Source organism: Nocardia pseudobrasiliensis NBRC 108224 (genome assembly GCF_001613105.1).
In the GTDB taxonomy this organism is placed as follows: Bacteria; Actinomycetota; Actinomycetes; order Mycobacteriales; family Mycobacteriaceae; genus Nocardia; species Nocardia pseudobrasiliensis.
Window position 1 is genome coordinate 127,880 of record NZ_BDBS01000012.1, and the last position, 23,341, is coordinate 151,220.

At 66.1% G+C, this 23,341-nt stretch carries 25 protein-coding genes; 3 read left to right on the plus strand and 22 right to left on the minus strand.

The window, feature by feature from the left end:
* Positions 1 to 198 precede the first annotated feature (198 nt).
* The 9 genes from NP4_RS13500 to NP4_RS13540 form a co-directional block, all read right to left on the minus strand.
* Positions 199 to 912 (minus strand): hypothetical protein, encoded by a 714-nt coding sequence (locus tag NP4_RS13500; protein ID WP_067997280.1) that lies wholly within the window; start codon positions 910 to 912, stop codon positions 199 to 201.
* A gap of 80 nt (positions 913 to 992) precedes the next feature.
* Positions 993 to 2,069 (minus strand): endonuclease/exonuclease/phosphatase family protein, encoded by a 1,077-nt coding sequence (locus tag NP4_RS13505; RefSeq protein WP_067997283.1) that lies wholly within the window; start codon positions 2,067 to 2,069, stop codon positions 993 to 995.
* A 74-nt stretch (positions 2,070 to 2,143) separates the two neighbouring features.
* Positions 2,144 to 2,848: a DUF2071 domain-containing protein gene (locus tag NP4_RS13510; protein WP_245998255.1), complete on the minus strand. Its 705-nt coding sequence runs from the start codon at positions 2,846 to 2,848 to the stop codon at positions 2,144 to 2,146.
* 11 nt (positions 2,849 to 2,859) lie between these two features.
* The gene (locus tag NP4_RS13515) at positions 2,860 to 3,198 is read right to left on the minus strand and encodes a metalloregulator ArsR/SmtB family transcription factor (protein ID WP_067997288.1); all 339 of its coding nucleotides are present in this window, start codon (positions 3,196 to 3,198) and stop codon (positions 2,860 to 2,862) included.
* Positions 3,199 to 3,248: 50 nt separating this feature from the next.
* Positions 3,249 to 4,001: a hypothetical protein gene (locus tag NP4_RS13520; RefSeq protein ID WP_147288009.1), complete on the minus strand. Its 753-nt coding sequence runs from the start codon at positions 3,999 to 4,001 to the stop codon at positions 3,249 to 3,251.
* Positions 4,002 to 4,485: 484 nt separating this feature from the next.
* Entirely contained in the window at positions 4,486 to 4,842 is a 357-nt protein-coding gene (locus tag NP4_RS13525; RefSeq protein WP_147288010.1) for a hypothetical protein, read from the minus strand.
* 68 nt (positions 4,843 to 4,910) lie between these two features.
* Positions 4,911 to 5,930 carry an inner membrane protein YhjD gene (gene yhjD, locus NP4_RS13530; RefSeq protein ID WP_067997295.1) on the minus strand — a complete coding sequence of 340 codons (1,020 nt, stop codon included), beginning with the start codon at positions 5,928 to 5,930 and terminating at the stop codon, positions 4,911 to 4,913.
* 128 nt (positions 5,931 to 6,058) lie between these two features.
* Positions 6,059 to 7,084 carry a tryptophan--tRNA ligase gene (gene trpS / locus NP4_RS13535; RefSeq protein ID WP_067997297.1) on the minus strand — a complete coding sequence of 342 codons (1,026 nt, stop codon included), beginning with the start codon at positions 7,082 to 7,084 and terminating at the stop codon, positions 6,059 to 6,061.
* Between the two features lie 62 nt (positions 7,085 to 7,146).
* Positions 7,147 to 8,073: an oxygenase MpaB family protein gene (locus NP4_RS13540; protein ID WP_067997300.1), complete on the minus strand. Its 927-nt coding sequence runs from the start codon at positions 8,071 to 8,073 to the stop codon at positions 7,147 to 7,149.
* A 101-nt stretch (positions 8,074 to 8,174) separates the two neighbouring features.
* Here NP4_RS13540 and NP4_RS13545 point away from each other — a divergent pair, with 101 nt between their 5' ends.
* Complete coding sequence (locus NP4_RS13545; RefSeq protein WP_067997302.1) at positions 8,175 to 8,807, plus strand: TetR/AcrR family transcriptional regulator; 633 nt, start codon at positions 8,175 to 8,177, stop codon at positions 8,805 to 8,807.
* Here the strand turns inward: NP4_RS13545 and NP4_RS43105 are convergent.
* From NP4_RS43105 to NP4_RS13565, 4 genes are read right to left on the minus strand one after another with little or no spacing between them, the layout of a single operon-like run.
* Complete coding sequence (locus tag NP4_RS43105; RefSeq protein ID WP_067997304.1) at positions 8,804 to 9,103, minus strand: hypothetical protein; 300 nt, start codon at positions 9,101 to 9,103, stop codon at positions 8,804 to 8,806. The genes NP4_RS13545 and NP4_RS43105 overlap by 4 nt on opposite strands.
* Positions 9,104 to 9,163: 60 nt before the next feature.
* Positions 9,164 to 9,640, minus strand: coding sequence for a barstar family protein (locus tag NP4_RS13555; protein ID WP_067997307.1), 477 nt, complete (start codon positions 9,638 to 9,640; stop codon positions 9,164 to 9,166).
* Positions 9,641 to 9,673: 33 nt separating this feature from the next.
* Positions 9,674 to 10,162 (minus strand): guanyl-specific ribonuclease, encoded by a 489-nt coding sequence (locus NP4_RS13560; protein WP_067997311.1) that lies wholly within the window; start codon positions 10,160 to 10,162, stop codon positions 9,674 to 9,676.
* Positions 10,159 to 10,947: an exodeoxyribonuclease III gene (locus NP4_RS13565; RefSeq protein WP_082875846.1), complete on the minus strand. Its 789-nt coding sequence runs from the start codon at positions 10,945 to 10,947 to the stop codon at positions 10,159 to 10,161. The genes NP4_RS13560 and NP4_RS13565 overlap by 4 nt, the downstream gene beginning before the upstream one ends.
* 226 nt (positions 10,948 to 11,173) lie before the next feature.
* Between NP4_RS13565 and ephH the strand changes: the two genes are divergently transcribed.
* A complete protein-coding gene (gene ephH, locus NP4_RS13570) occupies positions 11,174 to 12,016 on the plus strand; it encodes an epoxide hydrolase EphH (protein ID WP_067997458.1) in 843 nt (280 codons plus the stop codon).
* Positions 12,017 to 12,272: 256 nt separating this feature from the next.
* Here ephH and NP4_RS13575 read toward each other — a convergent pair whose 3' ends face one another.
* The 5 genes from NP4_RS13575 to NP4_RS13595 form a co-directional block, all read right to left on the minus strand.
* Positions 12,273 to 13,523: an acyl-CoA dehydrogenase family protein gene (locus NP4_RS13575; RefSeq protein WP_067997313.1), complete on the minus strand. Its 1,251-nt coding sequence runs from the start codon at positions 13,521 to 13,523 to the stop codon at positions 12,273 to 12,275.
* A gap of 19 nt (positions 13,524 to 13,542) precedes the next feature.
* The gene (locus NP4_RS13580) at positions 13,543 to 14,412 is read right to left on the minus strand and encodes an SDR family oxidoreductase (protein WP_067997317.1); all 870 of its coding nucleotides are present in this window, start codon (positions 14,410 to 14,412) and stop codon (positions 13,543 to 13,545) included.
* 15 nt (positions 14,413 to 14,427) lie between these two features.
* A complete protein-coding gene (locus NP4_RS13585) occupies positions 14,428 to 15,300 on the minus strand; it encodes a MaoC/PaaZ C-terminal domain-containing protein (RefSeq protein WP_067997319.1) in 873 nt (290 codons plus the stop codon).
* A 67-nt stretch (positions 15,301 to 15,367) separates the two neighbouring features.
* Positions 15,368 to 15,802, minus strand: a complete 435-nt coding sequence (locus NP4_RS13590; protein ID WP_067997322.1) for a type II toxin-antitoxin system Rv0910 family toxin — start codon at positions 15,800 to 15,802, stop codon at positions 15,368 to 15,370.
* A 28-nt stretch (positions 15,803 to 15,830) separates the two neighbouring features.
* Positions 15,831 to 17,036 carry a lipid-transfer protein gene (locus NP4_RS13595; protein WP_067997329.1) on the minus strand — a complete coding sequence of 402 codons (1,206 nt, stop codon included), beginning with the start codon at positions 17,034 to 17,036 and terminating at the stop codon, positions 15,831 to 15,833.
* 219 nt (positions 17,037 to 17,255) lie between these two features.
* Between NP4_RS13595 and NP4_RS13600 the strand changes: the two genes are divergently transcribed.
* Positions 17,256 to 17,687, plus strand: a complete 432-nt coding sequence (locus NP4_RS13600) for a DUF1851 domain-containing protein (protein WP_082875829.1) — start codon at positions 17,256 to 17,258, stop codon at positions 17,685 to 17,687.
* 15 nt (positions 17,688 to 17,702) lie between these two features.
* Here NP4_RS13600 and NP4_RS13605 read toward each other — a convergent pair whose 3' ends face one another.
* The 4 genes from NP4_RS13605 to NP4_RS13620 all read right to left on the minus strand — a co-directional run bounded on the left by NP4_RS13605 (position 17,703) and on the right by NP4_RS13620 (position 23,283).
* On the minus strand, positions 17,703 to 18,347 hold the full coding sequence (locus tag NP4_RS13605) for a TetR/AcrR family transcriptional regulator (RefSeq protein WP_067997331.1): 645 nt from the start codon (positions 18,345 to 18,347) through the stop codon (positions 17,703 to 17,705).
* A gap of 112 nt (positions 18,348 to 18,459) precedes the next feature.
* Positions 18,460 to 19,758 carry an MFS transporter gene (locus NP4_RS13610; RefSeq protein WP_082875830.1) on the minus strand — a complete coding sequence of 433 codons (1,299 nt, stop codon included), beginning with the start codon at positions 19,756 to 19,758 and terminating at the stop codon, positions 18,460 to 18,462.
* 492 nt (positions 19,759 to 20,250) lie between these two features.
* Positions 20,251 to 21,468 (minus strand): NADP-dependent isocitrate dehydrogenase, encoded by a 1,218-nt coding sequence (locus NP4_RS13615; RefSeq protein ID WP_062506221.1) that lies wholly within the window; start codon positions 21,466 to 21,468, stop codon positions 20,251 to 20,253.
* Positions 21,469 to 21,783: 315 nt separating this feature from the next.
* Positions 21,784 to 23,283 carry an MFS transporter gene (locus tag NP4_RS13620; RefSeq protein WP_067997334.1) on the minus strand — a complete coding sequence of 500 codons (1,500 nt, stop codon included), beginning with the start codon at positions 23,281 to 23,283 and terminating at the stop codon, positions 21,784 to 21,786.
* Positions 23,284 to 23,341: the final 58 nt, after the last annotated feature.

Below are 23,341 nucleotides of genomic sequence, written 5' to 3' on the forward strand. Positions count from 1 at the left end.
GCCTCGAGGTCGTCCGTTTCTCGACGCCGCTCATCCGGTCGGAGACGCGACGGTGAATCGCGCACCACTGAGCGGACCATCCTCGACCCGAACAAGCCTGACGTGCCGCCGCCCGGTGCGCCCATCGGTACGACTCCGGCGAAAATCTGCTGCCAGAGTCGTGATCCGATGGACCCCCAGACTCGGGCTCGGCCGGCCCTAGGCCGACGAAGCCGATATCAGCTTGATCTTCGTGGTGTCGACCTCCAGACCTTTGACACCCAGCGACGCCACGGCCTCCGCGAGCGCTGCGACGGCCTCGTTCTCGGCGGTGGCGGCCTTGTTGGCCACCTCGACATCGTCGGGTTCCGCCTCGGCGTCCTCGGCCGCCTTCGCCGCGCTGTCGGATTTGGCGAAGACCTTGGTCAAGGCGTCGAGGGCCTTATTCGCGGCGGCCTGTTTCGAGGCGGCCTCGCCGGCGGCAGCGGCGGCTTTGTCGGCTGCCGCCTTCACGTCGTCGCCGCCACTGTTGGCCGCCTTGGCGGCGAGTCCGGCGGCTTCCTTCGTGGTTGTCGCGTCGTCCGCCTTTTCCGCGGCCTCATCGGCGGCCTTCGACGCGGCATCGGCCTTGGCCGAGGCGTTTTCGGCGGCTTTCTTCGCCTCGTCGGCGGCGGCATTGACCGCGCCGGAAAGAGCAGCGCCGGCATCGGAGATCAGTTTGAGACGAGCGGCAGCACTGTATGCGCGCTGGCAGTGCTGGATGACCAGTTCCTTCGTCTTGTCTTGGCCACCCTTCGCTTCGACCTCGCCGGCCTCGCATTTCCCATCCCACGGGGCATCCGCGTAGACCGGCGCGGCCGCCGCCAAACATGCCGTGACGATCACTGTTGTCGAGAGCAATGCGCGAATACCAATGTTCACGAGCGCCTCCATGAAAGTGGTCGGTACCGAGGGGAACTATTCCTATTCGACACCACCGATGTCCTGGATCGACGCAAGCGCGAGCGGTGTCGTCACGCCAGGCGATAAGTCGCCAGCACCGCCTTGTGATCGGTGACCCACCGCTGCGGACTGGCGACAAAATTGTCCTGGGTGTTCTCATCGACGCGCTGATTGCGCACGATGGAGCCGCGCGGGCCGACCAGTCCGACCGAACTCAACGTCAGTGCCGCGCCCGGACTGGTGAAGATGTAGTCGATCCGGTCGCGTTCGTCGGCCTCCGGAGCCCAGGTCAGTTTGCTGACAGGGGCCTCGGGGTTGCTTGCGGGCCAAGTGAATCCGGGGTGGGTTACCGGATTCGGGTAGTGGGACCGATAGGCGTCGACGAAACCGGCCTGTCGCAGCCGATCGGTGCTCGCCCACGGCAGCACGACACCGTGGTGATCGAACAGCTGTGCCGTCGCCGCGGTCCAGTCCAGCGCGGAGGGCTCGTTGAAATCGCCGCCCAGGATGACCGAGCGCCCGGCCGCCATCTCGGCCCGCGCGTCGTCGATGAACCTCTTGATCGCATCCGGCCTGCCCGAGGACGTATTCACCCGTTGCACGACGGCCGGATCCGTAACCGGCCCGTCGGGCAGCTTGTTCCAGCCGTACTGCGCGAATTCGTCGCCCGAACTGCCCGGGCCGTAACCGCGCGGCAGATAGGTCGCGTACCAACGATATTCCAGATGCGCGGCGTAGACGGAGAAGAGTTTGCCGTCCATCGTCAGCCGCGCGCGGGTCATCCAGTCCAGCCGCGTGGTCGACTCGATCGGGAATATCGACAGCACCCCGGTGTCGTCGGAGGGCGCGCTCGCGTAGGTGCGGCCGCGCCGCCGCAGAGCGTCGGCCACCTTGTCGGTGGCCCCGCGGAAAGCCTCGGTCAGGGTCACGATCGAGGCGTCGGTGGACACGATCAGATCGGCGACGAGATCGATACCACCGCGAATATTGTCGCCCGCCTGCCAGATATTGATCGTCAGCACCCGGATCTCCCGCCCGCCGGGCGCGGCCTGCGCGATCGACGACGAGACATACGGCGCGGCGGCGAAAACCCCTGCCAGGGAGCCCATCCCGACGATGGCGTCGCGCCGGGTGATGCGGCCGGTCATACACACTCCTATCGATCGAAATCAGGAACGTGCTGATCGTGAAGGAGCGAACTGTCGCGGATATGAACGCCGCGTTACCGCAGCGGCGCGAGCGCCTTCCAGGTCGCGGGCATGTCCCGCATCAGCAGCGCGCAATCGAGAACCGCACTGCCACGCGGGAATCGGGTCCGGTCGTCGAAGAAGGTGGACTCGATCGCGCCCATTTCCACCGGCTCGACTCGCCATGCGTCCGTTCGCAATTCAAGCCCGTCGAGCCGGTTCTCGGTGCGGGTGGCGGAGAATCCCGCCGAGCCGAGCCGGAAGAATTCCGAGGCGGTCGCCAGATCGGCGAACAGCTCGCTGCCGCGGAAACGCTGCGTGGTTCGGACGTCCACGCTCACCTTCACCGTGTCGTCACGGCTTGTGAAGGCCACGTGCAGGTCCGTGGCGCTCTCCCGCACATCGAACGACGCCCGCTGATGCTCACCGGGAAACACCCGGCCGCCCGCGAGAATATTGACCACCGAACCGCTGTCGCGGCGCGGAATGTAGACCCCGGTCGAACGGCCTTGCGGCCCATCCCATTCCACGGCGATCCGATGCGCGGCATTCTCACTGCGCAGCCCCAGCCATCCCGGCAACCGGGCGGGCCGGACGTGCCCGAGCCGGACCAGACAGATTCCGGCGACCGCCCAACCGTCGAGCACCTGCGGCCGCATTCGCTCGGGCAGTAGTCGCGCGATCACAGCCGGATCGACTCGATAGTTCACCAGCAGTCGTCGTTCGACCACGCTGGCCATCGCGGGCATCCTCACTGGTCCTCCCCCTGTTCCTCAGTTCGCCGCCGACGGCGCCTGAGCACGGCCTGATCCGGACAGACCGCGCTCAAGAACCTGCCCACGGACACCGCCAGCCGCTCCTCGACCAGCGAGTAGTGGATCCGATTGGCCTCACGTCGCTCCCGAACCAGCCCGGCCGCCTTGAGCACGCCGAGATGCCGCGAGACCGAGGGACCGCTGATCGGAAAGCGACTCGCGATCTCCCCCGCGGTGAGATCACCTTCGCGGAGATCCTCCAGGATCTGCCGACGCGTCGAATCCGCCAGCGCCCGGAACACGCTCGCCTCGTCATCGGCTCCCAGTTCGACCATGCCGACAATTTAGCAGATTAGCTAAATAGCTAGTAACAACCCATCGGCGGTCAGCGGTCCAGGTGAGTCGGAGACGGGGACGGTTGCGGACCCCAGCCGGGATATCGACTGGAACTGCACACGAGGCTGATATGACGGCCATCGATGGACAGTTGCGCGCCGAGCCGGTAGCCGTCGGGCAGTTCGGCGGCCCGCCGCACGCTGCCCACCTCGTCCGGCGGGTAATCGGTGATGGGCCAGCCGAGACCGTCCCAGGCAGCGGCGACGTCGGCGTAGGCGGCATCCTGAGGACCCTCGGGATAACCGAGCAGCCAGTAGTCGACGCTGTACTCGTGCGGGAGCAGAAAGGCGCTTCCGGTACCCAGCGCGAGACCGCCACCGGGCGACAGGCCCGAATGCGGCAAGCCCGGAATGGTGGTGTCCAAATACGTGCCCTCGGGCATCGCCCGAATGGTCCGAAGCAGCGAGTCGATACAGACATCCTGCGCTTGCTGACCATTGGCTGGCGGCGCGCCGTGAGCGGATGCGGTCAGCACCGAAGGCGCGGCCAGCGCGAGACAGCTGGAGACTATCCCCAGCAAGAGGTTCTTCTTCGACATGCAGACACTCCCAGCATCGATTGCCATCAGATAGCTGGATCGTAGCATTAATTGATAAGATTGATTATCAGTTAGCGATTTCCCGGCCCATCCAGCGACCGTGCTGCCATTCCGGATCGGGCGGGTAACCGCAGCCATATGCAGGGACACGTGGACGCTGGCGCGCACCCCGCCCGCCAGCGGTTCGCCGTCGGGCGCGGTCATCGCGAACCGGACGGCGACCGGACGCTTTGCGCCGGAACGGTATTCGATATCGATACGCGGCCGGAATCGAGCCGTTCCACGGTCCTCACGAAAAAGGTTGTCCCTAGCGGCATTTCGTCGCGCTCGCGCCAGCACACCTCGGGCACCGGCACATCGATTGCTCTCACGGCACCGGCCATGACCTTGCACTGCCGGGGCAGGCCATGCGGGACGAACGAACCATCGTCCGGCTCACCACGCGAGGCCCACTAGGCATCGAAAAATACTGTCGCACTGGACATTCCCGCATCGGTCGACCGGGACGCGCCGGATATCACGGGTGAGGCGTGACCTTGCCGCCAACCAGCGCGTCACGGAGTTGATCCGCGTCGCGTTCACTGACCGTAAGTCGCCTGCGCGCAATCGGATCGGGCTCGTCGGATCATCTCGACCCCCGACATCGGCTGTATCGACGTCGAGAACGGTAACGCACTTTCCCGATCGATTACTCGGGCGCGAACTCCTCGGTCTCGCGGCACCGATACCCGGTCAGCGTCTTCACCTTTCCCTCCCGCTTCACATTCACATCCCCCGCGATCGCACTGTCACAGTCGAAGGCTCGCTCGGCGTCGGTCACACGGACGCCGTAGGCCACACCCTGTTCCGGCGCTCCGCCGCGCGCGGTACAGCGAGCGCCGAGAACGTAGTCGAATACCAGTGCGGTATCAACGCATTCGTATACCTTCGCCCGCCGATCGCCGCGTCCCGACCCGATATCGCGCGCGGACGCGTCGCCCGCGCCGACCATCGCAGCGCCCGTGACGATCATCGCGACCGCGAGCGCCACTTTCGAAACGGTCATCAACGATCAACTCCTTTGGCCGAGGCGGATATTCGCGACCGTGCGGATGTAATTCGAGAGCCCTCGGGTCATGGATGGCCGCGGCGACGGAAACTCGTCGCGAGCGCCGCCACCGCGGCTCCCGCGCCGAACAGCACAGCGCCCGCACCGGCCGACAATCCCGCACTCATCCGCGGCTCGATCACCGCCGGGGGCGGCGGTGCGATCTCCGCCTCGGGCTCGTTCTCCCGAGCCGTCGCCGCCCACGCCGTGGCGAACAGAATGATGCGGGCGGTGATGTAGGCGAACACCATCAAACCGAGGATCGGCCCGAAGGCGACGCCCGCGGGACTGGTGAGGACCTTCTTCAGATAGAAACTGGCGATCTGCTTCCAGATCTCGAAGGCGATCGCCGCGATCAGCGCTGCCTTCACCGCGCTCACGATGGTCACCGGTTCGCGCGGCAATCGGGCGATGACCCAGACGAATACCGCCCACGACGCCATGACCGCCAGCAGCAGCGACACCAGCGTCAGCACCACTCCGACGCCGGGTGCGTGTTCCAGATGCACCAGCTTCAACAGGCTCAGCCCCAGCCCGCTGCCCGCCAACGCCGACAGCCCCAGCGATACCACCATCGCCAAACCCAATCCGACCAGCGCGATCAGATCCGAGACCTTGGTGGTGAACCAATTGCCCTGCGCCGCTTTCTGCTCCCACTGTTCGGTCAGCGCCGCGCGCAGATTCGCGATCCAGCCGAGGCCACCGTAGAACGCGCCGATCAAACCGATCAGCCCCACGCTGGTGCGCGAGGAGATGGCCTGCTTGATCAGGTCGTTGAGTTGGCCGCCCAGTGAGCCGGGAATGTTCTGGACGATCTTGTCCTGCACCTCGCGCAGCAGATCGGGATTGCGCGACAGCACGAACCCGGCCACCGCGAAGCCGACCATGAGCAACGGAAACAGCGACAGCACAGTGAAATACGTAATACCCGCGGCGTAGTAGTCACCGCGCTGACGCTGATAGCGCCCACCCGCGCGGATCGCGTGATCCAGCCACGGCCGCGCCTGCACCTCGCGTTCGATCCGCCCCCTGATCTTGTCGAACACCCGTCCTCCCGGAGCCCACTCGGCGGTGATCTTCCCTTACTGTCGCACCTGTACCCGGCCGACAGCGGCAGATTTGCCCAGCGCGTCGGTCATCTCACCGATACCCGGGCGGGCGTGGGAGGAAACGCTCAGCGGGTGAGGAAGCCGACCCGCTCGTAGACCTGGGCGACGGTCTTGCTCGCGATGTCGCGGGCTCGTTCGGCGCCCGTGGCCAGGATGCGATCGAGTTCGGCCTCGTCGTTCAGGTATTCCTGGACCTTGGCCTGCAGCGGCGTGACGAATTCGACCAGCGCGTCGGCCACATCGCCCTTGAGGTCGCCGTAACCCTTTCCGGCGTAATCGCTTTCGAGCGTCACGATCGGGGTTCCGGTGAGCGAGGACAGGATCACCAGCAGATTGCTGACGCCCGGCTTGGTCTCCGGGTCGTAGCGGATCTCGCGCTCGGTATCGGTGACCGCGGAGCGGATCTTCTTCGCCGAGGCCTTGGGATCGTCGAGCAGATTGAGCAGGCCCGCGTCGGTGGCGGCCGACTTGCTCATCTTCGAGGTCGGATCCTGCAGATCGTAGATCTTGGCGGTGCCGGAGACGATATGCGCCTCGGGGACCACGAACGTCTTCTTGAAGCGAGTGTTGAACCGCTGCGCCAGATTTCGGGTCAGCTCCAGATGCTGGCGCTGATCCTCGCCGACCGGCACCAGCTGCGGCCGGTAGAGCAGGATGTCGGCGGCCATCAGCACCGGATAGGTGAACAGGCCGACCGTGGCATTGTCGGCGCCCTGCTTGACGGACTTGTCCTTGAACTGCGTCATCCGGCTGGCCTCACCGAAGCCGGTGATGCACTGCAACACCCAGGTCAGCTCGGCGTGCTCGGGTACCTGACTCTGCACGAACAGCGTCGAACGCTTCGGATCGATGCCCAGCGCCAACAGCTGCGCGGCGGCCCGCTTGGTGCGATTGCGCAGCTGCTTGGGGTCCTGCGGGACGGTGATGGCGTGCATATCCGGGATGAAGTACAGCGCCTCGTAGTCGTCCTGCAGCTGCACCCAATACTGCAGCGCGCCCAGATAGTTGCCGAGGTGGAAGGAATCACTGGTCGGCTGGATCCCGGACAGGACCCGCTGCTTGCGCTCACCGGATGTAGCAGGACTGGACATACCCTCGATCTTTCCATGTCCCGCGCCCCGATCGCCCGCCGGCCCGCGACCTCCGAACGCGGTCAGCCCGCGTGGCGCTGAACGTAATTGAGCGGATCCACCCCGGGCATACTCGAGCGGCCGGAGGCGACCAGATCGTGTTCGCGGCGGCTGAGCAGGCGGTAGACCGGGGAGCTCGGGCCCGCGAGCGTGGTGCGCAGCACGCGGGGGGCCAGTGGCGGGGCGACGTGGGCGGTCCGCACCGCCTGGGCCAGACCGCGATAGGACAGTTCCTCGCGCACACCCCAGCGAATGCCGTACATCTCCCGGATCCGCGGCGGCAGACTGCCCTGAACCAGCAGGTAGACACTCGTGGTGACCTGCTGCAACGGCATCGGTAGCCGATTCGGAATCCGCTTGCCCGCCAGATAGCCGCCGACCAACCGGGCCTCGTCGGTGAGGAACAGCTCGTCCGAGGCCAGATAGTCGTCGAAGTCCCGGCGGAATTCGCGATAGTCACCGGGCGCCGCGCTGCGCGGCATGCCGAACAGCTCCGCCCAGCGCACATAGTCCTGATAGAGATCCTCGCGCTCGCCCGCGGTGAGCCTGCGGACCAGCAGATCGTGCATGACCTCGGCCGAATCGAAGGTGAAGGCCATGGTCATGAACATCAGGTGCGGATCGTGCGCGGAATATCGCGATCCGGCCGGATGCCGCGCGCCCGCGTCCTCGGGCAGCGCGCCGCGCACCTTGGCGTGCTTTTTGTGCGTGAAGGCCAGCGCCCGGTCGGCCTCCTCCTTCGTCCCCAGGAAGACGGCCTCGAACAGCCGCCCGGTCAGCGCGAGCCGGGTGTAGGGGGTGGTCCGATGTTCGGTGTTCTCGGCCGTCCCGACATACAGCAGCGGATGCACCGCGCCGACCACCAGCGCCCGCTGTCCGTAGGTCAGGCCCACGGCCCGCTTGCGCATGACGCGTCGAATCATCGAGTCGTCGGAAAAGTAACCGGGCATCGTTGCCTCCTGTACCGAGCATCTGGCAATAGAGTCCACCAAAATCGCGATTCTGGCAAGAGGGTCTGCCAGATTGCGCGGGCCATACAATCGGTCGGGTGATGGCCCAGCGGACCTATGGCGGCGTATCGGCCGAGGAGCGTCGCGCGCAGCGCAGAGTCACGCTGCTCGAGGCGGCGCTGGAGATCATCGGCAGTCAGGGCCTGGACAAACTCACCGTCGCGGGGCTGTGCGCCCAGGCGGGATTGAACGAGCGCTACTACTACGAGCAGTTCGACAGCCGCGATGCCGTACTCATCGCCCTGCTCGACGGGGTGGCCGAGGAATTGGCCACGGCGATCATCGCGGCGCTACCGACCGCACCCACCGACGCACGCGGCTTCGCGCGCGCCGCGGTCCGCGCGGGCATCGAGGTGCTCACCGACGACCCGCGCAAGGCCAGGGTCGCCCTGATCCTCAGCGCCGCCACCCCCGAACTGCGCACCCGCACCCTGGACACGATCCGCTCGTTCACCAATCTCGTTGCCGCCCAGGGCATCGACTTCTACGCCTTCGGCGCCGAACGCACCGATCCGGCCATCGCCTTCCGCGCGACCTACCTCGTCGGCGGCCTGATCCAGGCCCTCACCAGCTGGCTACACGGCGATCTCGCCATGACCCGCGAGGAATTGATCGCCCACACCACCGACGTATTCGTGCTGCTGGGCGAGGATCTGGCCGGACGGCTGCGCTAACCCTTCACCACGTACAGCCGGGGCGCGGGCGGTTCGAAGCCGAAATACCGTGCCAGCGCGACGGTTATCGCCTCCTCGTCCGATTCGTCGGCGGCGCGGACGAGGGCGGGTGCGTCGGTGTGTGGATCCAGGGGGACGGGCCGCTCCGGTTCGACGGCGGGCTCGGCGGGTTCCGCGCCCGCCAGCGCGCGGCGCAGGGCGTCGTTGACGATCCGCTTCTTCGACCGTCGCTCCCGCCGCACGGCCTCCTCGAGCAGTAGGGCCACATCGTGATCCACGGTCACGGTCAGTCTCACGCCTCCATGGTCCCGCTCGCGGCCGCGGCCGCCCGCCGAATTCCCGCTATTGGATCGATCTCACAGCGTGACGGCGACCGCGTTCGGCAGCCGGGAGTCGCCCTGCAGGACCACGCGGTAGACGGTGTCGCGTTTGGCCCAGTAGTCCGCGCCGTCACGCATGGCGCTGACGAACCAGTCGTGCTGCCCGGGTTCGTCGGCGAGCAGTTGTTCCCCGTCGCGGACCACGATCACGTAACCGTCGCCGCGGCCGACGAAATCGTCGAGGTCGCGCAGGCATTCGTCGAAGGCGTCCTTGTTCTCGCCGAAGTAGTACGGGAACTGGAAGGCCGCGGCGAATTCGTCGTAGAGACCGGCGAGGGTGCGCATTTTCGCGCCGCGCAGTTCGCGCACCACATAGCCCTCCGGGGCCTGATAGCGCACCCCGCTGAACTCCCGGTCCGCCGCGGTGACCACGCCGAGAATCGGTGCGGCCGTCACCCTCTCGGTCACCCGCCCGGCCGCCAGGAACTGCGACAGCGTCATCGAAGAACTCATCACTACCCTCCTGTTCGCGATTCTGCTGCCAGCTCAGCGCATCCGGGTGAACGTTTGGTAATGGTCGCCGGTGTAGTAGGCCGAACCGTCGCTGCCGGTGACGATGCGTTCGGCATCGCGGGTCTGGCCGCGCCGCTTCGGATTGACGTCCCACTCCTGATAGGAGATCTGTTTGCCGGAGGAATCACTTCTCGGCAGCGAGCCGCCGCGGTTCATCCACTGATCGCCGCCCTTGGTGCCCGGCGCGTTCGCCGAATCCGGCCAGCGGCCCGCATCGATCTCGCGCAGGGTGTCGAAGGCGCGATCGGGCACCCCCGACGCGCGACTGCTGAGCGCCGCGGCGGGCGAGGTGGTGCTCGGCCCCGCGGCCGTGGTACTCGTCGCGGCGGGCCTGGCGCTCGTCGCCTGCGCCGACGAGGAGTGATTCGATGTCCCCCGCGACGCCAGCAGCGCCACCACCAGCACGATCGCCAGCCCACCCAGTGCGAGCAGGCCCCGGATCCGCTTGCCGGACAGGTTCATCGGTACTGCACCGTCACCGGCGCGTGGTCCGACCAGCGCAGCGCGTATTCCGCGGCGCGCTCCACCACGGCCTGTTTGGCGCGGCCCGCGATCTCGCCGCGAGCCAGGTGGTAGTCGATGCGCCAGCCCGCGTCGTTGTCGTAGGCGCGGCCGCGATAGGACCACCAGCTGTAGGGGCCGGGTACGCCCGGATGCAGCGTGCGCACGACGTCGACGTAACCCGCGGCGAGCATCTCATCGATCCAGGCGCGCTCGCCGGGCAGGAAGCCGGCGTTCTTGACGTTGCCCTTCCAGTTCTTGATATCCAGTTCGGTATGCGCGACATTCCAGTCGCCGCAGATCACGAAGTCGCGGGCCTGCCCTTTCATATGCGCCCCGAGCTCGCCCAGGAAGCGGTACTTCTCGTCCTGCATCGGCGTATCGGCCTCGCCGGTGTGCACATACACGCTGGCCACGGTCACCTCGTCGAATTCGGCCTCGATATAGCGGCCGATACCGTCGAATTCCGCGCTGCCGAAGCCGACCCGCACCGCGCGCGGCTCGCGGCGCGACAGGATGCCGACACCCGCGCGGCCCTTCGAACCCGGTTCGGCATGTGACAGATACCACCCGTTGTCCAGCACCGAGGCCAGCGCGGCACGCGTCTGCTCATCGGTCGCCCGGGTCTCCTGCAGGCAGATGACGTCGGCCTCGGTGACGGCCAGCCATTCGAGCATCCCCTTACCGGTCTTGCCGGTGGCGGCCCGAATGCCGTTGACGTTGATCGTGCTGATGATTTGCGCCACGCACCGACGGTACCGTCCCGGGACCAGATCCCCCGGCGCGGCCACTCCGGCGCAACGAAATCTCTTCGATCGGGCCTCGATATGACATCCGCCGCAAGGAATTACGGGTCGATTACCCCGACCACAACATATTGGACGTATTCGGGCACGCCGGCGCAAACCGACCGTACAATTCTGCTCAGACACACTCCCTGTGGACATCGAGGTCCAGGAAGGGGTGACGGCCATGACGTCTCGCACCGCCCCACTCACGCCGACGACAGCCCTGCACACCGGCTCCGGCGATCCCCTGCTCCTACTGCACGGTTTCATGCTGTCGCCGCACTGCTGGGAGCAGGTGGCCTTTCGATTGTCGGGTACCTGCGAGGTCTTCGCCCCGGCGTTCCGCGGACACTGGGGCGGTCCCGAGCTGAACGGCTGGTACCTCGATGTGCACGCGCTGGCCGATCAGATCGAGGATCAGCTGGACGAATTGAATTGGCGCACATGTCATATCGCGGGTAATTCGCTGGGCGCCTGGGTCGGATTCGAACTGGCCCGCCGCGGCCGCGCCCGAACGCTGACCGCGATCGCACCGGCCGGGGGCTGGCCCAGTCCGTCGCTCATGCAGCTGTGGGTCGGATTGAAATTCCTGAGCCTGCTGCCGGTGGTCGAGGTCGGCAAGCGCATTCCGCCCGCGGTCCGATTCAGCGCGCCCGCCCGCAAATTCGCCTCGCTGTTCCTCACCAAGAACGCGAGCACGGTCTCACAGCGCTCGTTGGAGGCGGCCATCACCTCGGCCCTGAACTGCCCGGCCATGGTGCCCATGCTGCTCAGCGGGCTGCGCTGGGAGGCCCTGGCGAACCTGTCGGACCTGCCGACACCCGTGCGACTGCTGATGTGCGAATACGACCGGGTGATCCCCAATCACCCCTACGCCGAACGCTTCCTGCGCGAACTCCCCGAATCCGCCGACCGAATCCTCATGCACGACGTAGGCCACGTCCCCATGCTGGAAGCGCCCGACCGCATAGCCACCCTGATAGCCGAACACGTCTATGCCAGCCGCTCGCACCTGCGCGCGGTATGAATAGGCCGGCGGGCCGGGCAAACCCCTCGACCCCGACCCGCCGGCCGTATCTTTGGCCTCCGCTTCGCTCCGGCGGGGTTTGCGGCCCTGAGTCCCGTCGTTCAGCACTCGAGCCTCGCGCTGTGCTCAATGGCCTCCGCTTCGCTCCGGCGGGTTCGCGGCCCCTGAGTCTCGTCGTTCAGCGGCCGAGACTCGCGCTTCGCGCATGCGCTTCGGCCGCTGAACGACGAGACGGGCCGCGAACCTTTCAGGTGTGCTAGTTGCCCAGCAGGCCCTTGGCTACGTGGGTTATCTGGATTTCGTTGCTGCCCGCGTAGATCATCAGGGACTTGGCGTCTCGGGCCAGTTGTTCTACTCGGAATTCGGTCATGTAGCCGTTGCCGCCGAATAGTTGGACGGCGTCCATTGCGACGTCGGTGGCGGTCTCCGAGCAGTACAGCTTCATGGCCGAGGCTTCGGCCAGGGTGGGCGGTTTGCCCGCGCGGGCGCGTTCGATGGCGTTGAAGACCATGTTCTGGACGTTGATTCGGGCGATCTCCATCTTGGCGAGCTTGAGCTGCACCAACTGGAAACGGCCGATCTCCTGGCCCCACAGCTTGCGGTTCTTCGCGTAATCCACACAGAGCCGGTGACATTCGTTGATGATGCCCAGCGCCATGAAGGCCACGCCGATGCGCTCGGCGGTGAAGCTGGACCGCGCGCTCTCGCGGCCGTCACCACCCTTGTGCTCCTCGGTCTCCCCGAGCAGTCGATCCTTGCCGAGGCGGACATTGTCGAAGAACAGCTCGCCGGTGGGCGAGGAATGCAGGCCCATCTTCTTGAACGGCTTGCCCTGGGTGAACCCCTCCATCCCCTTGTCGAGCACGAAGGTCAGCACCTTGCGGTTGCGCTTATCGGCCTCGCCCTCCTCGAGCTTGGCGTAGACGATCACCGTATCGGCGTAGGGGCCGTTGGTGATGAAGGTCTTCTGCCCGTTGAGGATGTAGTCGTCGCCGTCGCGCTTGACGTAGGTCTTCATACCGCCGAAAGCGTCACTGCCCGAATCGGGTTCGGTGATCGCCCACGCCGCGACCTTCTTCATGGTCACGATGTCCTCGAGCCACCGCTCCTTCTGCGCGAGCGTGCCGCGCGAGAGGATGGTGGTGGCCCCGAGACCGATGCTGACGCCCATGGCGGTGACCAAACCCATACAGACACCGGACAATTCGCCGACCAGGACCGCCATCAGCGATTCCTGACCACTGAACGGCGCGCCGCCCGACGAAGACTTTTCCTTCTTCTCGGCGGGAGCCTCGCCGGACTCGCGAGCGCGCTGTTTGGCCAGCAGTTTCCCGACCGCCTCCGCGCCCATCGCGTCGATACCGAACTCGCTGAACAGCTTTCGGATCACCGGATAGGGCGACAGCTCCCCGCTCTCGAGGCCGTCCACCTTCGGTCGCACCTCTTTTTCGATGAAGCCGCGCACCGCGTCGCGGATCAGCTCATCGGTCTCGGACCACTCGAACATCGTTGTTCTCCTTCACGACTCAGGGCAGACGAGCGGAAATATCGTCGATGGACCACGGCCCGTCGGTCTCGATCGTCTTCACGTCGTGCCAGCCCGCCAACTCCGAGATGGCCTCGCCCTGCACCGCGAACACCTTGCCGGTGATCGGGCATTTGTCGGAGGCCAGGTAGGCCACCAGCGGCGAAATATTGGCCGGGCTGAACGGATCGAATTCGCCCTCGGGAATCTCGGCCTCGAAGATCGCGCTCATCCCCGGCGTGGCCAGGGTGAGCCGGGTGCGGGCGATCGGCGCGATGGCATTGACCCGCACACCGTAGCGCTCGAGTTCGTCGGCGGCCACCAGGGTGAGCGCGGCGATTCCGGCCTTGGCCGCGCCGTAGTTGGCCTGACCGGCATTGGGAACCGTGGTGCCCGAGGCCGAGGCCGTGTTCACCACCGCGGCATTGGGCTGATTACCGGCCTTGGACTGCTCCTTCCAATACGCCGCGGCGTGGCGCAGCACATTGAAGTGGCCCTTGAGGTGCACGGCGATGACCGCGTCCCACTGCAGTTCCTCGAGTCCGGCGATGAAGCCGTCGCGCAGGATGCCCGCATTGTTGATGACGATGTCCAGCGAACCGAACTCCGAGACCGCCTGAGCGACCAGCCCCTTCGCGCCGTCCCACAGCGCGACATTGTCTGTGTTGGCGACCGCCCGGCCGCCCGCGGCGACGATCTCGTCGACGACCTGTTGCGCCGGGCCCGCGTCGTTGCCCTCACCGGTGTTGTCGCCGCCCAGATCGTTGACGACCACGGCCGCGCCCTCGCGGGCGAACAGCAGCGCGTGCTCGCGCCCGATCCCGCGCCCGGCGCCGGTGATGACGGCGACCTTGCCTTCCAGTGCGCCCATCTGTTGTCTCCTCTGTCAGTCCGCGATCTCGGCCAGGCCGTCGCTGAGCACGACGTCCTCACCTCGCGAGGTCTCGAATGCGTATGTGGTGGAGCCGTTTTCGGACTTCACCTGCCAGATGCGGGTCGTGAGGTCGTCACCGGGGAAGACCATCTTGGCGAATCGCACCGCGAAACGCTTCAGCCGATGGACGTCCGAACCGCCGACCGTCGTCAGCACCGCCCACGACGCGAAGGCCATCGTGCACAGTCCGTGCGCGATGATGCCGGGCAGTCCGGCGTCCTTGGCGACCTGCTCGTCCAGATGCAGCGGCACCGGATCGCCCGAGGCCGGGGCGTAGCGGAAGGTCTGGTCGTGATCGATGTGCTGGCTCACCTCGGCCACCGGATCGACGCCGCGCAACTCCTCCGGGAACTTGTGACCCGGCGCGGCCTCGCCGACGATCTTGCCCGCGTCGATATTGCGGAAGAACGCGGTCAGATACTGCTCGTTGACCAGTTCTCCCGCGTCGTCGCGGGTTTCGATGTGAATGGTGATCGAGCTGCCGTTATCGCGTCCGGTGTAGCCGACGGCGCGCGCCCGCGCGGTCAGCTTCTCCCCCGGCCGAATCGGGCGGTGGAAGTGAAAGTCCTGCTCGCCGTGCAGCACTCGACCGAAGATATCCATCGGCGCCACATCGATGACGGGCACCATCATGGCGTCGAAGACCGGCACGATCGCGAAGATCGGCGAGGCGACCTCGCCGTCGCGATGGGCCGCGATGGGATCGTTGGTGGCGGCGGCATATTCGGCGATGCGGTCCCGGGTGACCTCGAAGGTCTCCTCGTCACTCCAGACACCCAGTCCCGCATCGTCGAATTCCACCACCCGAGAGGTGGTTTCGCTCATGCTGTATCCAATCGGCGTTCGCGGGGCCCTGCGTGGTTACGCAAGCTGCCTCCTCCGGGCCTGACGCTCACGCCGCGGCCAGGGAGTCCAACGCGTCCAGCGACTTCTCCAGCTGCTTGAGCCCGTCCTTCTCCACGGCCTTGCCCAGCGCGCCCTTGATCAGCGCGCCCTCGAAATCGCCCTTGACGGACAGCTCGCTGCCGTCGCCCGCGGGGGTGATCTCGAAGGTGAATTCGACCTTCACACCGGCCATTCCGCTGGCGGTGAGGGTCAGCTTGGTGGGCGCCTCGACCGCGGCCACATTCCACTCGAACTTGTTGGCCATACCCAGCATGACGACCTTGGCCACCAGCTTGTTGCCCTGCGCGAGCGTGCTCGGCGGCTCCTCCATCCAGCGCTCGTGAATGGAGAACCACTCACCCCAGGTGTTGGGATTGCCGACGACAGCCCACAGGGCCTCGGGGTTCGCGGACATCTTCTTGGTGTACTCGATGTGGCCCATCTGTTCTCTCCCTTGATATTTCGTAAAGTCAGCGGTCGGCGCGCTGGTATGCCGTCACCACGGCCGCACCGCCCAGGCCGATGTTGTGCTGCAGCGCGGCGGTGACGCCCTCGACCTGACGCTTGTCGGCCTGACCGCGCAGCTGCCAGGTCAGCTCCGAGCACTGCGCCAAACCCGTTGCGCCCAGGGGATGTCCCTTGGAGATCAGGCCGCCGGAGGGATTGACCACCCACTTGCCGCCGTAGGTGGTCTGGTTGTCGTCGATGAGCTTGGCGGCCTCGCCCTCGGGGCACAGTCCCAGCGCCTCGTAGGTCAGCAGTTCGTTGGCCGAGAAGCAGTCGTGCAACTCGATCACCTGGAAGTCGTCCGCGCCCAGTCCCGCCTGCTCGTACACCTTGCGCGCCGCCTGGGCGGTCATGTCGTAGCCGACGATGTTCTTCGCGCTGCCGTCGAAGGTGGACTTGTAATCGGTGGTCATCGCCTGGCCGACGATCTCCACCGCCTGCGCGGCGAGATTGTGCCGATCGACGAAGGCCTCGCTGGCGAGGATCACCGCGCCCGAACCGTCGGAGGTCGGCGAGCACTGCAGTTTGGTCAGCGGGTCGTAGATCATCCGCGCGTCCAGGATCTCCTGCAGGGAGTACTCGTCCTGGAACTGCGCGTACGGATTGTTCACCGAATGCTTGTGATTCTTCAGCCCGATGCGGGCGAAGTGCTCGGCGGTGGTGCCGTACTTCTTCATATGTTCGCGACCGGCCGCGCCGAACATCCACGGCGCCACCGGGAACAGCACCTCGGAGATCTCCGCGAGGGCGAGGATGTGTTTGCCCATGGGCTGTTCGCGATCGTCGTAGGTCGCCTCCAGCGAGCCCGGCTTCATCTTCTCGAAGCCCAGCGCCAGCGTGCAGTCGGCCAGCCCGCCCCGAACCGCCTGCGCCGCAAGGTAGAGCGCGGTGGAACCGGTGGAGCAGTTGTTGTTGACATTGACCACCGGGACGCCGGTCATACCCAGCTCGTAGACCGCGCGCTGACCCGAGGTCGACTCGCCGTAGACGTAGCCGACGAAGGCCTGTTGCACCTCGTCATAGGAGATTCCAGCGTCCGCGAGGGCCTTGGTACCCGACTCCCGCGCCATATCCGGGTAGTCCCAGTCGCTGCCGTCCTCGTTCTTGCGCCGCCCCGGCTTCTCGAACTTCGTCATGCCGACGCCGACGACGTAGACCTTGTTCGCCATCGAACTCCTCACATCTGGCCGTCGGCCGCGTGGCGGCGACGGGATTGCCCGTGGTCGGTTCCGACCGGACGAAAACAAACATACAGAGCTGTATGTAACCCTGCAAGAGTGAGCTCGGATACCCCGCCCATGGGCCGGTCATGTCGCTGATTCGTTACATACATCCAGCGTTGTACGGTGTATTGGAACCAAGGGGCGGGGACCTGGTTGGATGGGCCGGTGACCTCCGATTGCTTCCGGCTGATAGAGCCCGTACCGACCGCCGAGGCCATCCCCAGCTGGGCGCCCCACTTCGCCCATTTCGATTCTGTCGTCGGCTATTCCAGCCTCGGGCACGCGTTTCTCGCGAACCTGGACACCGGCGATTACGCCATCCTCTATCCCTATCGCGCCGGCGCCACCGGGTACGGGCCCTTCGTGAGCGTCTGGGAATTCGCCGATCAGGTCCTCACCGAACCGCGGTTCGCCGATTTCGTCCTACGGCCGGACCATGTCTCGGACATCTGCGATCACCTCGGGCCGCTGGATACGGGTCAGGTCTACGCGGCCCATCCGTTCCCGTTCCAGGGCGGCGACGAAACGCCCGACTCCTACCAGCGGGCCGATCTGTGGAGCTTCCTGGATTCGGTGGCCCACGCCCACGGGCTGTAGGGGTTCGACCGAAGCTCAGTCGGACAGGCCGAGCCCCGGCAGGGCCGCCACGGCCGCGCGACGCAGATGGGCCGAGGCGCGTCGCCAACGACGGTGCGCGCGTTCGGGATCGGGAGAGATGAAGTTGGACACCAGGATTCCGCGCAGGGTGTCCATCGCCGTATAGGCGAAGTCGCGAACCTCCTTGCGCTGCATCTCATCCGGGACCAGCTGCGATACCGCCATCAACACGGCGTTGTTGACGAACGGCTCGACCTTCTCGAGCGCCGCGGCCAGCACCGGATCGGTCCGGCCCGCCACCCACAGCTCCATCGCCGCGATGAACAGCGGTCCCTGATGCAACTCCCACATGAAATCCAGCGCGACGCCGATCGGATCGTCCCCGCCCCGAACCCGCCCGAGCTCCTGAATCGCCGCCTCGGTACGCCGCTGCGCCAGATGACTGATCGCCGCCACCACCAGATCGTTCTTCGACCCGAAGTGATGCACCTGCGCCCCCCGAGTCACCCCCGCCCGCTCGGCCACCCGCGGCGTAGTGGTCCCCGCGTACCCGAACTCCACCAAACAGTCGATAGTCGCATCCAACAACCGCACCCGCATCTCACTACTGCGCTGCTCCTGCGTGCGACGCTGCGGCTTGGGCACCACGGACCTGGTCATTCCGGCGATTCTACACTTACATTCAGATCTGCACGGAAGTGGATGATCAATTCCACCCACTCCCCTCACCACCACGAAACCCTACTTCCCTTTTACGTGTTGCCTGTCCACTTCAGCGACGCGAGAAGCGAGTACGGCGTTGCGGGGTCACGCAGCGGTTGAACAGGCGGGCCGTGCCCGAGCTCAGGGCGGCGCGGGAGTTGCGGCGCGGGACCACGACCGCTTCGGCGGCCTCGACAACCAGGCGCTCGCTGGTCTCGTGGAGTTGCGCGTGGGCACGACCGCGCCGGGTCAGGGAGACGGTCAGGGAGAACAGAAGGACGCCTCCGATACCGAGGGCGACGCCGACCATTGCGGGGGCGGTGTAACCGAGGCCCGCGGCAATGACGACTCCGCCCAGCCAGGCTCCCGCCGCGTTCGCGATATTGAGGGCGGCGTGGTTCAGGGCGGCGGCGAGGGTTTGGGCGTCGTGGGCGACATCCATCAGCCGGGTCTGCAGGCCGGGCGCCAGGGCGGCGCCGGTTCCGCCGACGAGAAAGGCTCCGATCGCGGCGGTGAACGGATTGTGCGCGGCCGCGATGAAGGCGGCGAGCACGATCACCATCGAGATCATCGCCGCGTACACCGCGAGATCGACACCGCGATCGGCCATTACGCCGCCGATGATATTGCCCGCGATCATGCCCAGCCCGAACAGCGCGAGCACGATCGGCACGTAGCCCACCGGCATGCCGGCCACATCGGTGAGGGTGGTGGTGATGTAGGTGTACACCGCGAACATCCCGCCGAAGCCGATCGCGCCGACCAGCAGCGTCAGGATCACCTGCGAGCGACGCAACGCGCCGAGTTCGGTGCGGGGATCGGTCACCCGCACGCCGGTGAGCTCGGGAACGAATTTCGCGATCGCGAGGACGGTCGCCAATCCGATCAGCGCGACGACCACATAGGCATCCCGCCAGCCGAGATGCTGACCCAGCCAGGTGGCGGCGGGAACGCCGACAACGTTGGCGGCGCTCAGCCCCAGCATAACGGCAGCAACCGCTTTCGCCCGCTGCCCCACCGGTGCGAGTGTCGCGGCCGCGAGCGAGGCGACGCCGAAGTAGGCGCCGTGCGGCAGCCCGGAGACGAACCGCGCGAGCAACAGCGTATTGAATGTCGGCGCGATCACCGATGCGGCATTGCCCAGCGCGAACGCCGCCATCAGCACGATGAGCAGCCGCTTGCGCGGCACCCGGGCACACAGCGCCGCGATGACCGGCGCGCCCACGACCACGCCGAGGGCATACGCCGAGACCGCATGTCCGGCAGTCGGTTCGGAAACATTCAGGGCATGAGCGATATTGGGCAGCAAACCCATGGTGACGAATTCGGTAGTGCCGATGCCGAAACCACCGAGCGCCAACGCGAGCATGGCGGGGATATGCCAACTCGTGCGCGCGGGGATGCCGGAATGGCCGTGCTGGTGGACGGCCGGGAAGGCGGGTACAGAAGGGGAGGCCACGACGGGCGCGGTTACGGAGGCCACGACCAAGAGCAACACAGCAGATCGCGGCCTTTAAAGCCAAAACAAACGTGATCTCACTCACCGCCCGCTCCGGCCGGTTCGCGTCGAGTGCAACCGTCAACCAAGAGCCTTGGCGGACAACTGATTTCATCTGAAAGCAACTTACTGCGCGACTGTCGGAAATGCCCGCGCTGTCACGCAGATCACCACGCGCGGATCCGGGCCGAATCCGCAAATGTCCGCAACCGGACAGCGGCCCGGGAGCAACTGCCCCGGAATGCAATTCGGGCACCCGCGGCCACCGGAATGCGGTGGGGGCGGGTGCCCGGATATCTTCGCTTCGCGCTCACAGCCCTGGCACGAAGTTCCGGCAAAAAGCACGCCGGAAAACGGTGGCGGCTAGCGCAGTTCGCGCGCCAGGTTCGCGTCCAGCACACCGAGGAACTCCTCGGTGGTCAGGTAGCCCTGATCGCCGCCGACCAGCAGCGCCAGGTCCTTGGTCATCTGGCCGTCCTCGACGGTCTTGATGACGACATCCTCGAGGGTCTGCGCGAAACCGATGACCTCGGGGGTGTTGTCCAGCTTGCCGCGATGGGCGAGGCCACGGGTCCACGCGAAGATCGAGGCGATCGGGTTGGTGGAGGTGGGCTTGCCCTGCTGGTGCTGACGGAAGTGCCGGGTCACGGTGCCGTGCGCGGCCTCGGCCTCACAGGTCCGGCCGTCCGGGGTGAGCAGCACCGAGGTCATCAGGCCCAGCGAGCCGAAGCCCTGCGCCACGGTGTCGGACTGCACGTCGCCGTCGTAATTCTTGCAGGCCCAGACGTAGCCGCCCTCCCACTTGAGCGCGGAGGCGACCATATCGTCGATCAGCCGGTGCTCGTAGGTGAGACCCGCGGCATCGAACTCGTTCTTGAACTCGGTCTCGTAGATCTCCTGGAACGTGTCCTTGAACATGCCGTCGTAGGCCTTCAGGATCGTGTTCTTGGTCGACATGTAGACCGGGTAGTTCTGCTGCAGACCGTAGTTCAGCGACGCCCGCGCGAAGTCCTCGATGGACTTCTTGAAGTTGTACATGCCCATGACGACGCCGCCGTCCTCGGGCATCTTCACAACCTCGTGGACGATCGGCTCGCTGCCGTCCTCCGGCGTGAACTGGATCGTGACCGTGCCCGCCTGATGCACCTTGAAGTCGGTGGCGCGGTACTGGTCGCCGAAGGCGTGACGGCCGATGATGATCGGCTTGGTCCAGCCCGGAACCAGACGCGGGACGTTGGAGATGATGATCGGCGCGCGGAAGATCGTGCCGCCGAGGATGTTGCGAATAGTGCCGTTCGGCGAGCGCCACATCTTCTTGAGGCCGAACTCCTCCACGCGGGCCTCGTCCGGCGTGATGGTCGCGCACTTGACGCCGACGCCGTGCTTCTTGATGGCGTTGGCGGCATCGACCGTGACCTGGTCATCGGTCTTGTCGCGGTACTCGATGCCGAGGTCGTAGTACTCGAGGTTCACATCGAGGTACGGGTGGACCAACTTGTCCTTGATGAACTGCCAGATGATCCGGGTCATCTCGTCGCCGTCAAGCTCGACGACGGTCCCTTCAACCTTGATCTTGGACATGGATCTTCGTGTCCTCCTAGGAAGGTGCTCCCATTGCACGGCCAGGCGAACACGCTTGTGAGCGGACCCTAGCTGTTCAACAGACAACGTATACGCCCCGCGTTGTCCACGGGACTATGGGTGCTTAACAAGACAAGCGTACTGGTAGGTCGTGGCTCACTTCCAGCGGACGTCCCGCTGACAGATCGCCACCTCCGCGGAGACAAGCCCCGCATCAATATGAATAACGCGCGACCAGATTTCCGATTCCAGCGGGGGGTGTGAGGAACGGAACGCCCTCGCCCCGGCCTGGCGGCCGGGGCGAGGGACCCGAGCTCACACCGCCATAACGGCCGCGTGCTCATCACCTTCGAGCAGGTTCTCCGGCTTGTCGCGGATCATCAGGGCGACGATGCCGATCGAGACGAGGAAGAACGCCGCGCCGATGTAGAAGGCCACGTCGTAGCTGTGGATCGCGGCGCGGGCCATCACATTGTCGATGGTCGGGTTGTTCTCGGCGTAGCTCTTGGCGACCTGCACCGAGATCGTGGTCAGCAGGGCCGTACCGATCGCGCCGCCGACCTGCTGGGCGGCATTGAGCAGGGCGCTGGCCACGCCCGAATCCTCAGCCTCGACCTGATGCAGGGCCGTGGTCTGCATGGATACGAAGGTCGCACCCATACCCAGGGCGATCAGCGCGATGGCGGGCAGCACGCTGGTGGCGAAGCTGTCGCCGTAGCTCAGTTGAGCCAGGTAGAGCAGCCCGGCGATGCCGAGCACCGCGCCGGCGATCATCAGCGGTCGCGGGCCGATCCGGGGCAGCAGCGCGCTGGCCACGCCCGCGGAGATCACGATGCCGATCGGGAAGGGCAGGAACGCCACGCCCGCCTTCAACGAGCTGTAGCCGAGGGTGATCTGCAGGTAGTAGCTCAGGTTGATGAACATCGCGAACATCGCGATCGGGATCAGCAAAGCCACCAGATATGAGCCGCCACGGTTGATCTCACCCGGAATATGCAGGGGCAGTAGCGGATTCGCCGAGCGCCGCTCGATCGCGACGAAGGCCGCCAGCAATGCGACGCCGGCGATCAGCAGCGCCAGCGTGGTCGAGGCCAGCCAGCCGTCCTCGGCCGCGCGGCTGAAGCCGTACACCACCGAGATCAGGCCGAGGGTGACCGTCACCGCGCCGGGCACGTCGTAACCGCCGGTCCGCGGGGCGGGCACATCCTTGATCACGAACACCAGCGCGCCGATCAGGGCCAGCAAAGCGACGGGCGTATTGACCAGCAGGCACCAGCGCCAATCCGCGTATTCGGTGAGCGCACCGCCCGCGATCAGGCCGATCGCCGCGCCGCCCGCGGACACGCCCGCGAAAACGCCGAAGGCCCTTGCCCTTTCGCGCGCCTCGGTGAAGGTGATCGACACCAGCGACAGCGCCGCCGGCGCCAATACGGCCGCGAACGCGCCCTGCAGCGCGCGCCCCGCGAACAGTTCGGTCGCGTTCTGGGCGAGCCCGGCCAGCGCCGATGCCCCGGCGAAGCCGACCAGGCCCACCAGGAACATCCGGCGGCGACCCAGATAGTCGGCCAGCCGGCCACCGAGCAGCAACAGGCCGCCGAAGATCAACGTGTACGCGGTCAGCATCCACTGCTTGTCGCCGTCGCTGATATTGAGATCACGCTGGGCGAACGGCAGCGAGATCGTGACGATGGTGGCATCCAGAACCACCATGAGCTGGGCCAATGCGAGTACGCCGAGGGCCCACCAGCGGGCCGAGCCGTTGCGCGCGGCCGAGGTTCGGGAGGGAACGAGTTCTGCGGTCCCGGTTTCGGTCATGAGGGGACTCCTGAAGGGGAGGAAGCAGTTCCGTTGCGTCATTGGAACGTTGTCAGCA